The 11,003-nt window shown below is 63.6% G+C and carries 12 protein-coding genes; 2 read left to right on the top strand and 10 right to left on the bottom strand.

Features of this window, described 5'->3' with window-relative positions; all coding sequences use genetic code 11:
• The 8 genes from GXP34_07980 to GXP34_07945 form a co-directional block, all read right to left on the bottom strand.
• A partial coding sequence (locus GXP34_07980) for a GNAT family N-acetyltransferase (GenBank protein ID NOY55911.1) occupies positions 1 to 419 on the bottom strand: 419 nt, incomplete at its 3' end.
• Positions 420 to 985: 566 nt separating this feature from the next.
• Positions 986 to 1,762 (bottom strand): hypothetical protein, encoded by a 777-nt coding sequence (locus GXP34_07975; protein NOY55910.1) that lies wholly within the window; start codon positions 1,760 to 1,762, stop codon positions 986 to 988.
• Positions 1,734 to 2,018: a hypothetical protein gene (locus GXP34_07970; GenBank protein NOY55909.1), complete on the bottom strand. Its 285-nt coding sequence runs from the start codon at positions 2,016 to 2,018 to the stop codon at positions 1,734 to 1,736. Before GXP34_07970 ends, GXP34_07975 begins: the two co-directional genes overlap by 29 nt.
• A gap of 346 nt (positions 2,019 to 2,364) precedes the next feature.
• Positions 2,365 to 3,351, bottom strand: coding sequence for a hypothetical protein (locus GXP34_07965; protein ID NOY55908.1), 987 nt, complete (start codon positions 3,349 to 3,351; stop codon positions 2,365 to 2,367).
• Between the two features lie 1,083 nt (positions 3,352 to 4,434).
• Positions 4,435 to 5,247 carry a class I SAM-dependent methyltransferase gene (locus tag GXP34_07960; GenBank protein ID NOY55907.1) on the bottom strand — a complete coding sequence of 271 codons (813 nt, stop codon included), beginning with the start codon at positions 5,245 to 5,247 and terminating at the stop codon, positions 4,435 to 4,437.
• 165 nt (positions 5,248 to 5,412) lie between these two features.
• Positions 5,413 to 5,946: a GNAT family N-acetyltransferase gene (locus GXP34_07955; protein ID NOY55906.1), complete on the bottom strand. Its 534-nt coding sequence runs from the start codon at positions 5,944 to 5,946 to the stop codon at positions 5,413 to 5,415.
• Positions 5,947 to 6,419: 473 nt separating this feature from the next.
• A complete protein-coding gene (locus GXP34_07950; GenBank protein ID NOY55905.1) occupies positions 6,420 to 6,707 on the bottom strand; it encodes a DUF1778 domain-containing protein in 288 nt (95 codons plus the stop codon).
• 113 nt (positions 6,708 to 6,820) lie between these two features.
• A complete protein-coding gene (locus GXP34_07945) occupies positions 6,821 to 8,554 on the bottom strand; it encodes a hypothetical protein (GenBank protein NOY55904.1) in 1,734 nt (577 codons plus the stop codon).
• Positions 8,555 to 8,798: 244 nt separating this feature from the next.
• On the opposite strand from GXP34_07945, the gene GXP34_07940 reads away from it, so the two are divergent.
• On the top strand, positions 8,799 to 9,119 hold the full coding sequence (locus GXP34_07940) for a helix-turn-helix transcriptional regulator (GenBank protein ID NOY55903.1): 321 nt from the start codon (positions 8,799 to 8,801) through the stop codon (positions 9,117 to 9,119).
• Positions 9,120 to 9,144: 25 nt separating this feature from the next.
• Entirely contained in the window at positions 9,145 to 9,615 is a 471-nt protein-coding gene (locus GXP34_07935; GenBank protein ID NOY55902.1) for a nitroreductase family deazaflavin-dependent oxidoreductase, read from the top strand.
• Here GXP34_07935 and GXP34_07930 read toward each other — a convergent pair.
• Entirely contained in the window at positions 9,587 to 9,892 is a 306-nt protein-coding gene (locus tag GXP34_07930) for a hypothetical protein (GenBank protein ID NOY55901.1), read from the bottom strand. The genes GXP34_07935 and GXP34_07930 overlap by 29 nt on opposite strands.
• Positions 9,889 to 10,392 carry a helix-turn-helix transcriptional regulator gene (locus GXP34_07925; protein ID NOY55900.1) on the bottom strand — a complete coding sequence of 168 codons (504 nt, stop codon included), beginning with the start codon at positions 10,390 to 10,392 and terminating at the stop codon, positions 9,889 to 9,891. The genes GXP34_07930 and GXP34_07925 overlap by 4 nt, the downstream gene beginning before the upstream one ends.
• Positions 10,393 to 11,003: the final 611 nt, after the last annotated feature.

Raw genomic sequence — 11,003 nt, 5'->3', positions numbered from 1 at the left:
CCGGCCTTCTCGAGAACCCGCTGCGACACCACGTTCCCGACATTGACGTACGCCCACACCCGATACACCTCAGGTTCGCTGAGCGCCCAGCCGACAATCGCCTGCAGCGCCTCGGTCATGTATCCGTTCCCCCATGCGACGCGGTTCAGCCCGTAGCTGAGCTCGAAGCCGTGCTTGGAGGGCTGCCCCTCGATCATCCCGATCAGCGACCCATCGGGCAGCGTGATCGCCCACACATAGGCCTCGCCGCTCTCCCACACGCGCAAGCACCGTTGCAGGAAGGCGGCCGAGTCCGCCGGATCGGTCGTCGGGACCCGCGAGAGGTACTGCATCACCTGGGAATCCGACGCGTACGCGAACACGGCATCGCGGTCCGACGTAGCCGGCGGACGCAGGACCAGTCGTTCGGTGGTGATCATCCGAGGAGGATTCATCGCCCCCGCACACTACGGGAGCAAGGAACCGCATTTCGTCGGCCACGCGAACCCCGCAGAGGGCAGCTTCCTCCGTCATCACACACATCGACGACGACACCCACGCGGTCTGGATCTCGACGACTTGTCCCCGCCGCGCGATGGAGCCGCATGAGGGCGCTCGTGGAGATCGGAGAAAAGTCGAAAACCCTTGTGGTGGAAGGGCTTTCGTTCGTAGCGGGGGCAGGGTTTGAACCCGCGACCTTCGGCTTATCAGCCCAACATGGTGCTCACCGATCTGGGGAAACCCGCGAAACGCCTGTTCTGACCAGGTTCTCGCTTCTCAACGTCTCTCGCTGTTTCCCGCGCCATCCCACTCTCTCGCGCGGTGGAGACGCGATGGAGAAGCTCGAGATGTCCGGGGGGCAGCCGGTCGCCCTCCCCCGAGACGCTCCTGCCGGCAGCGTCGACTCGGGAATCAGAAGTGGTTGCAGCCGGATCTCAGGCCCCACCGATTCAAACATTCCGACTCTGCCAAACCGGGGGAACACCAGTCCGGCCGTTCTCATCTGTCACGGGTACGCTCTGATGTCGACGTCGTCGCCGCAGGTACCCGCCATGAGAACCTCGACATCCTCGCGCTGCTCCCCAACGTCGAACGTGCCGGTTGTCGTAGTGCCGGTGAGAGGGCCGAGCAGGACCGTCCGGGCCCACGTCATCGTGGTCGACGAATCGACCGTGTCGCCGTCGAACTCATAGGTATACGACACCAGCTCACGTACACCATCGCCGTCCACATCGACGCACCCAAAGCTACTTCCTTCCCGTCCCGCGAAGATCACCGTCAACGACAGTCTCGTGTCGACCAGCTCGTCACCTTCCAAGCGCAGGACCGTCCCCGCGAACGGCCCCGCACCAGTTGGGGCGCCGACGAGCAGCTCCGTTATGCCGTCACCTTCGATGTCGATGCCATACACCTCGACCGGCTTGTTGACGTCACCGACGTGATATGGAGCGACTCGCAGACGCGAACCACACACCCGAATCACCGTCTCACCACCCGGTGGCCGCTCGACCAGGACGGTCTCCTCCGCACCGTCACCGTCGAGATCGCCGCGGACCTCGGCCGAACCCTCGATCGGACCGGGACACGACACGAGGGACCCGGGCTGCGTTTCCGCCGTGTGGACAACGGTGGTACTCGATGTCGTCGTCTCCAAGACGGCACTGGTCGCCGTCGCCGGAACCGTCGAAGTACCGGAATCCGCCTGCATACACCCGGCCAGAAAGCTCAGCCCCGCCAGCAGCAGCACCAGGCGTCTACCGGTCAGGCTCGTCACGGTCCCCACGTCGATCGATAGTAGTTGCCACCGCCGATGCACTCGTGCACCTGCAGGCTCGTCCCCTTGTACAGCCGTAGGTCGACTCGTAGACCGTCGAATAGCGGGCGTTCTCCGACGTCCGTACCGTCTTGACGATCTCGATGTCATAACCGGTCGTGGAACGCAGCCATGCTGCTCGCATGATGCTGCTCGTCGTAAGAGAAAGGATGGCAACGGCCAGTGGGGTTCGAGATCCGTCTCCGTTGGGATCGAGCGTGTCCATCAGTCCTTCGTGCACGTCTGCGTCGTGGAGGCAGCAAGTACATGGAGGCCCGTAACTACCCCACCGGCAGCTTCGAGTCGTCACGCCCCCGTCCCATTGACTTCTGGAGCGCAAGGCCACATGCAGTGTGTCACTCCCCGAGTCGTACATCGACAGGTGCGTATTGCTGCATTCATCCCATCGACACGGGTACCAGGTCGCGTTCAAGCAGCTCTCGAGAGTGGAACTTCCAGCACAGTAGCCATCCCTGAGATACCGGGCCTCACGCAACCCGCCGGTACTGGTGTTCGCCCTTTGCGCGTGGTTTAGGTGTGGGAACCGGGGAGGTTGCCCCACCTGGGCGTGATCAGCTCTGCGGGTCGGTTCGCTGGTGGGTGTCGGCGATGAGCTTGGCGGTCTCGAGCATCAGGTTCCGTTCTGTTCCGTTGATGGTGATAACCGAGTTGCCTGCGCGCATGAGGATGTGCCCGGGTGGGCCGGTGACCACAGTCACGTTCGGGATGTCCGTGGCTTCCGCCTGCCCTGATGGAGGGTATAGGTCCCCGTCGTAGATGTCTGCAAGATCGACCGGAGCCGACGCGATCGTGACGGTGTCGAACCCTCTCCGGCGGTATACGAGGACGGTTCGCCCCTGCGCATCGGCATATGCCGCACTCAGAACGTAACCTCCTGGGAGCCGGCTCGAGACGGCACCGGGAAACACGCTCGATGCGGTTTCGGTATCAATCGGGGTGAAGCCGTGCGAGACGTGGAATGCGAGCGACGTAGCCGCAGAGTCCAGTCCCAGGCTGTAGAGACTCCGGTCGGCGCTGTCCATGTAAACGAGCGCACGCACGCTGAATCGCACCACACCGTCGTCCACCAGCAGCGGCATACGTGTGGTGGCGTCCACCACGAACCGCACCGGCCCGCCGGGCGTTTCGGAACCGTCCGCATCCACGGCGGGAAGAATCGCCTCCAGTGCCGAGACGTCAGAGAACATCATGGGAGACATGTCGACAAGGAAACTGGCCGCCCGGTACTGCATACGAAGATACGTGTGCAGCGGGCTCCCGAACTCAAACGGCCCGAACGGTGCGACCCCGTCGACGATGGCACCTCCAACGTCGTCGGACCACATCTGGGCAGTCATCGTCGACGCGTCGTAGGCGAACAGTTCGTTGCGAACGGTCCCTACCTCCACCCGATACGACCCATCCGCGTCGATCAGGAACGCAACCGGGATACTCACCGTACCGTCCTCGAGGGCCGCTTCGCCCCTGACGGCCTGCGCTCCAACCAGCGGGCCCGGCTCAACTCCGGCCGACATCGACTCTGCCGGCAGCATCTGCACCGGCCGCACCGAGTCGGATTCCACCACCGAGACTGAGGGAGTGCTCGGGAGGGTCGCCAACGATGACGTTGTAGCCTCAACAGTCGGAGAAGAGGGCGTCTGTGCCGTAACCGACGCCGACCCGCCGACCGAGTCCTGCGGCACCAAAGCCTCGCCACACCCGGCAGTCACCAACACAAGAGCCGACACAACCACAGACACCCACAACGAAGGCCTGGCAATCATGTGAACTCGACTTCGGATAGTAGACCTGACAATACCGTACATGGAGATGCTCCCCGTGGTTGTTCCAGTAGCTCACGTACGAGAGTGCGCGGCTGCACGGATCGTTGAAGAAGATGATCTTCAGATGCCGGCCAGGAGCGGCTGCAGCTACGCCGACCTGATCGGAGATGACACAACTCGTCGCCAACGACCAATTCGAATACGGCCTCAACGCCCTCCTCGCCGGAGTAGCCACCCGCCAACCCAGACGCCAAGCCCACTGGTGGGATTGACCCGGTTCGGTTCATGCAACAAGACACAACGCTCGCCCTGCGCCGTTGCCGGAGCATTCTGAACCCACCTTCGATCCGGCCAGGCGAAATACTCGCAGTACTCGTTGCCGCTCGAAGAGCGGCCATATGGCGAACCAGCCACCTTCCGTCAGAAAGCTCGACCATGAGAGAATTGGCGCTTCGCCGACCGTCGGACTTCAGGAGGGACAACCGAGACCACCCGATCAAAGCGGAGAACGCCGCAAACCCCTGTGTTCACAGGGATTTGCGTTCGTAGCGGGGGCGGAATTTGAACCCGCGACCTTCCGGTTGTGAGCGATTCTGCGAGTTTCACTGACCGGGGGAAATGCGAGAAACGCCCGGCAGAACCGGGTCTTCGCCTCTCAACGTTTCTCCTTGTTTCCCGTCTGATCCCACTCTCGCGCGGCGGACGCGCGATGGAGATCCGGTGGAAGCGAGCCGAGAACACGTGAGTGCTCCCAACAACAACCGTCCATCGTGCCTCTGCGGGAGGACGCCTCGGTCTGTCTTCAACATCGAGACGTCTCCTCCGCTCGCGGCCAACCGACGGAACGACCCGCCTCGGCTAACCGTCCCCGCGAGTGGCGAGAAGGGTGAAGGTCAGCGGCACCCGGGGTCGGCCCGGCTGTATCACCCATCGACCGTCGGAGGTGGCTTGCAGCCAAGGGAAGCGACGCCACACCGTCCAGTCGTGTTCGACCAACCGCTCGATCCTCAGCCCGGCGCCGATGACCGCCTCCACGGTCTCGCCGATCGAGTGATTCCACTCGTAGTGCCGAGCATGGATCAGACGGTCGTCGCCGTCGGTGTAGGTGACGTCGCTGTCCACCGCCAGGGGCTCCGGCTCCTCGAAATAGGACTGTTCGACCCGTAGGTCGCCCTCGGCCATGGCCCATGCCAGCGGATGGGCGTCGTGTAGGTAGAGGCGGCCACCGGGGCGAATGAGGCCGGCGACCTCACCTGCCCACGCGGTCACGCTCGGCAGCCAGCACAGCGACCCGAGGCTCACATAGACGACATCAAAGGTCTCCGGGGCGAGGACTTCTGCTGCCGTGAGCGCATCGGCTTCCACAAAGCGTGCCCTGTCCGCCAGGCCGGCCGACGTCGCCAGCTCTCGGGCGAGCTCGATCGCGGCGCCGGAGAAGTCGACCCCCGTGACGCGAGCGCCGGCGTCAGCGAAGGCCAACGTATCGAGACCGAAGTGGCATTGCAGATGAACCAGGTCGAGCCCGGCCACATCTCCCAGGACCTCCAGCTCCCACGGCCGAGGTCCTGGTCTCTCCGCCAGCCAACCCTCCACGTCGTAGAAGGCCGAAGCTCTGTGGATCGGTACCCGATCGTCCCAATTCGCGCGATTCGCAGCCGTCCATGCGTCCATCAGCGCTCTCACTCTAAGGGAAGGGCCCACAGGCCTTCGTACACCACCACGGTGCACGCACCTCCGTCGAATACGCCTCTTGATAGCCATACCGAACTGGGCAGCCAGGACGAAGCTCACAGAATGCCCAGATTGAACGCTGAGATCCCGGGAGACTTGCGCCGTTCATTGGAAGCTGACCCTGGTGCGATACAATTCCAGGAACTCCCTCTCGTCGGGGCCGGCGAAGGAACTCGATCTCACGAACCCCGAAGTCGTACACAGCGCCACAGAGCGTTCGTTGAATGCTGCGACTGCAACACGAAACCACTTTGGGTGGTGGAGCCGGGCCGCGTGTTCCAACACGCTCGGCATGTACCTGGACGCAATCCCTCGCCCAACTGCATCCGGCCGTAGACCGCCACCAACATCGAGTGTCCCGGGAAGCGGTTCTGGTTCGTTGATAACACGCGCCTCGGGCCCGTAGCAGCAGAAGCCGAGCGCCTCATCAGATCCGAGCAACGTCAACACGAAATAGCCGAGGCCATCTCCCTCATCAACCAGAAGTCGACCGGAGAGGGCCTCGGTGCTGGAGTACATGTCGTAGGGCGGCGGGTACTGCCACCCTGCGACATCAACCGCCTGCTCAGGCCGAAAACGCGAGACTCGAAGAGGCTCTCCCGCGCCACGACACTTCGCGATTGAGGATCCCTGGTCCATCCGGTGCCTACGCTAGCTCTGAACCGGTCCGGGGCTACCGGAGACTGTTTCGTGTGAGTCCGACCACCTCGGAGCCTTCGGATTGCCTGGTGCGCTTCGGGGCCGGGTCCCGGATTCTTCTACCGGGTTCCCGAACGTCGGCAACCCGGAACGGAGACAACCGTGAAGGACTGTATCGCAACGAAGGGTGACCGCTGGTATGCAGTCGTCTACGAAGGGCTCGGCCCGGTCACCGGACGGGAACGCCGCACCTGGCACCCGGGCGGCTCCAGCAGGGACGACGCCGAAGAGTTGGCGGCGCGTCTCGCCAAGGAGGTGAACGGCCGCAACGACAAGGATTGGTCGCTCACCTGTGGCACTCGCCTGACGGGCGTGGTGGCGCAACCACCGGGTTTGTTCGTCATCAGGTCGGCATTGGAACCCGTCGACATCGTCGCCGGGTTCGATGAGCCTCGGTGGCCGATGCCGGTCCGTCACTCGTCAACGAACGGAGACGGACGCTGCATCAGCTCACGCAACCCGGGCAGATCGCGAGCTCGACGCCTGTTGACCTTCTCCCACGCCTGCCGGGAATCCGAGTCGAGGACAAACTCGGATCGATCGGCCAACGCCCGCCGCGCGGCCACCGTCAGGTTCGTGACAACGAACTCTGTCAGATCCGTCCCGTAAGCCGCCACGACGCTATCGACAAGCGCCCGATCCTCGGGCGCTGTCCTGACTTCGAGACGTTCCCTACGTCTCCGCTTCGCTTCAGTAGCCACCCGAACCTCACACTACGTACGGCCAATGTACGTCCACGCACTCCCGTGGCCAAGCCTCCATGTCCGTGCAGCAGGACTGACAGACCCCAAGCACGGGTGTGGCCAGAAACTACTCACCAGCCCTTGCGATCAAGAAGGGCCTTGAGGTTCCGCTTTGCGCGGTGCTCGGTACGAACCCGTTCGAGGAGCACGGAGAACCGTTCGGGCTGCGCCGCACCGTCGGCCAGGACACGGATGCGATCCAACAAGTCGACAGCGGCCTGGTAGGCGCGGTTCTTCTTCCGGTCGATGAGCGCGAAGACTTCGCGTTCGTACACCGAGATCGAATCGAGCGGATGTGTCGCCTCGCGGGCACGAGCCAGCGTCAGCCGCGTCCTGTCGTCGCACCCATACTCGGCGGCGATCGTCCAGGCACCCTCGATGTCACCTTCGTACATGAGGATCTCGACGAGTGCCACGGAGGGACGAGGCACGGCATGCGACCGGCGGACATCGTCACCCGGGCGCGCTTCGGCCACGCGCTCCCTGAGTGTCTCGAGGCAGCGTTCCGACCACGACTCGGCGTCTGGACTCGCCTCAGAAAGGAGCCGGCGGTAGCTCGACACAGACGGCGCGGTCTCGAAACCTTCCCAATACAAGCCGACCGCCTGCGCGTGCTCACCCTGCGATCGAAGGATCCCCGAAAGGAAATCGCGCAGCCCCGATAGCTGCCAGGTGCGATCCGCGTACTCGGCCAATCCCCGCCGGGCCCACTCGACCGCCTCTTCGACCCTACCGGCCCCAGCCAGCACCCCGGCAATCTCGTGATAGCCATCAGGTGTTCGGAGATCTCCACTCCGTACCTCGATCAACTCGTCGGGGTCACCCGAACCCAACGCAACACCGATCATGGCCTGCTCGACAGAGAACCGATCGCCTGACCATCGATCTGTCTGATCTTTGACCGCTTCCCATCGCGGTTCCAGGATCCGCCGATACTCCGCGAGTCCAGTCTCGCCGAGCAGGTCCGCGTACGTGGCTGCCGCGCGATGGAATCCGTCAAGTTCAGACGTCAATTCCAGATCGACGAGACGACGCGCCAGACCAACAGGGTCAGGACGCACAGCCTCGCACGCGCTCAGATGCAGGTCGCTCAGCCGCTCCTCGATATCGGTGAGCCAACCATCGGAATCGTCAACGTACCTGATCGCAGCATCGGCGCAACGATGCGCATGCTCGGCCAACACGATCACCTCATCACCATGTCCGGCATTCGCGAGATCCCCAAGCCCGTCGATCACATCAAAGACGTCCGAGGCCCATCCTTTCGCCTCGCGATAGCCGACGAAATCGCCATAGGGAGCGAACACGGAATCGATGCGACGTCGCCACGACCCGACATCAGGACCATCGCCACGAGCGGCCCTCGCCTCGGCAACCATTCGCTCTCGAAGCTGCCAGTCGGTCTCACACTGCTCAAGCACGAGCTCGACCAGCCGCTCGCGCGACAGTCCCTCGACGTGAGACGAAACATCCGGTCCGTGTGCCGATTCGACCGGTCCTGGCACTGCGCCGGCCCCGGGATCCAAACGAGGGGCGAACAGCAATGCAACCGCGACACAGTGCTTGCAGAACGAACCGTCCTCGGCGGCCGGGCAACTGCACGACCATCCCGCCTTGTCACGATCGACCCACAGTGCCACGGCATAGGGAACCGAGCCACGCACTGTCGCTTCCAACCGCTGATCGCTTCTCGCGTCGGGCTCGACACGCCCATCGGCGTGATAGGCAACCCCACGCGCATAGACCCGCGCGCCGGCCAGATCAGTGATCGCCCGAACATTGAAAGCCTCACCGAGACTCGTCATCACCCGAGCCTACGACACCTCGCCATGTTCCACCATCTGATCGGCGGCAGAGGCCCAACCGAGGACGCAAGACCTTGTTGCGAGCTTCGCATCGCGCAGCCGAACGCCGTAGATGGCGAAGAGAAACGGATGTCAGGCCTGTTCGCCTTGGAGTCCACGGAGTTTCTTGCCTGCTCGACAGCATCATCGTATACTGATATCGGTTTACGATATTGCTTGGGACGCCGTGGAGAGCCAGCGCACCATCAGAGAGTTTGTTCGTGGGGCGGTACGCCTCCACATCCTCCACCACGCCGCCGAAGGCCCGGTGCACGGCGCCTGGCTAAGCCGCGAACTCGCCGAACACGGCTACGACATCAGCCCCGGCAAGCTCTACCCCACCTTGCACCAGATGGAAGCCGAAGGGCTCGTCACCTCGGAACCCCAGACCATGAACGGTAAGGCTCGGCGGGTCTATCGGATCTCTCCACGCGGGAACGAGGCCCTCCAGGAGGGTCGCCGCGCCGTACGAAGACTCGCCGACGAGCTGCTCGGCACCGGCCAAGCACCCCTCGGAGAGTCCTAGCCCGACCGATAGGAGCGGATTGCAGATGCGCAACCTCACAAAATACCTGGCCAATTTCCTGACGATCTGGTTCCGTCCTGGCGTGGTACGAACCGGAGGACGACTCCACCTCGCCCTCTATCGCCTCTTTCACGGAGCCGGGCCCCTCGGCGTCGACACCCTCATACTGACCACCCGCGGCCGGACCAGCGGCGAACCCCGTTCGACGCCTCTCTACTACGCCGAGCACGACGGCAACCGCTACGTCGCCGCGTCGTTCGCCGGCAGCGACACCGTGCCCCACTGGTACCGCAACCTCGTCGCCCATCCGCAAGTCGAGGTCGACATTCGCGGCGAGACAATCCCCCACACCGCCCGAGTGCTCCCGGCCGACGAGGCGAAACGGATATGGCCGGCGCTCGTCGCCATCTACCCAACCTTTGAGCGCTATCGACAACGCACCAGCCGCGCCATCCCCGTCATCGAACTTACGCCCACACGACAGCCAACGCCCTGACCCGGTACGGCGTCTCCCCTCGACCACGATGCGAGGGGACCCCGAACGACTCGTGAAAGATCGACGCTTCGCCAATCGACCCGTCGAGAAGATCGGCCTCGGCCCCGTCCACATCACCAAACACGGCAACATCGACCCCTACCGACCGTAGCGCCTCCTCAGGCAGGTCCCCGGAAACGGATCCGTGCACCGCCTGGCTGCCGATCACCGGAATCTCAGGCACACCGAGCATCGCACCTGCCGCCCGGATCGCATGATCGAACTCGTCTTTGGTCAACGCAGCGCCTCGCTTCGAGCGAACTCCTCGTATACGCGGGTCCGTTCGGCGGCGGTCAACACCCGGGCAAACGGAGTGACGTGGCGCAGCTCACGGGCATGGGGCCGAGGATCCGTCAAGATCTCGACGATCTCGTCGACGGGCCTCTCCAGGATCACGGCCCACTCCTCGAGCAGTCCCCGGGCAGCCGGATGCCGCTCCATCATGCGAGCGAGATTACGCCGAGCCCGGACCAGCACCTCGTCGGGTACCTCCCGCAACTTGCGGGCGATCGCCCGATGCAACGCCAGACTTCGACGTTCCTCCCTCGTCAACGGCGGAGCGAACGAAACCACCACTTCCCGGCCGGCAGCCTGCGCGAGCCGCCTCAGGGTCCGCAACGTCGGGCTCTTGCGATCCGACTCGTACGCGGCGATCGCCGGCTGCGACGTACCCGCCCGTTCAGCCAACTCGACCTGAGTCAATTCAGCGGATTCGCGAAGATCTCTCACTATCGACACACTCGCAGTATCTCTTATCGGATATGACACGACAAGACCTGGTGGCGAGGGATTCCAGTGAGCAGATCTGGGGGTTTTCAACGAGCGAGGTCAGCTTCGGCTGCATCGAACAGACGGCTGATTGTTTCGCCATCGCTGAGATCGGCCTCTATCGCCACCACCGTTCCGCCGCTGGCAGAGATCGCTGGACCACAGCGTCAGCATCTTGGGCACGGTTGTTGCGGTAGGTGTCGGGGATACCTGGATCGGGAGCATCCCCGATCGGTAGCTAGGTGATCACTACCGAGGCGCCACGTTCGGCGATGCGACAAGCTGTCGCCGCGCCGATGCCGTGGTTTGCGCCTGTGACGAGCGCCACATGGCCTGTTAGGTCGAGGGAAGCATGTAGGGACAAGAGGGAACCTCCTGGGGAGTTCACGTGCGGGACAAGTCCGGGGGCGTTCCGATAACTACATGCTTCGCGCACCGTAACACAGGAGCCGTCTGCCCCATCCAGATCTGGCTGGGTGTGCTGGAATGGAGACGCTCTGTCTCGCTGAAGCGTTGTGCTGACCCCTTGAGCCCACACCGGACATACGCTCCCGGTCGGGCAGGTCGATAATGGGTCGATG

The organism is Actinomycetota bacterium (genome assembly GCA_013152275.1).
Lineage (GTDB): Bacteria > Actinomycetota > Acidimicrobiia > Spongiisociales > UBA4744 > BMS3Bbin01.
The sequence above is the reverse complement of the archived record's forward strand: the minus strand, read 5'-3'. Positions and strand labels throughout refer to the sequence as shown.

Bases quoted from the DNA above. Each gene is read 5' to 3' on its own strand.
- GXP34_07970 (NOY55909.1), bottom strand. From the start codon at position 2,018: ATGGACACGCTCGATCCCAACGGAGACGGATCTCGAACCCCACTGGCC.
- GXP34_07960 (NOY55907.1), bottom strand. From the start codon at position 5,247: ATGGACGCATGGACGGCTGCGAATCGCGCGAATTGGGACGATCGGGTA.
- GXP34_07955 (NOY55906.1), bottom strand. From the start codon at position 5,946: ATGGACCAGGGATCCTCAATCGCGAAGTGTCGTGGCGCGGGAGAGCCT.
- GXP34_07945 (NOY55904.1), bottom strand. From the start codon at position 8,554: ATGACGAGTCTCGGTGAGGCTTTCAATGTTCGGGCGATCACTGATCTG.
- GXP34_07935 (NOY55902.1), top strand. From the start codon at position 9,145: ATGCGCAACCTCACAAAATACCTGGCCAATTTCCTGACGATCTGGTTC.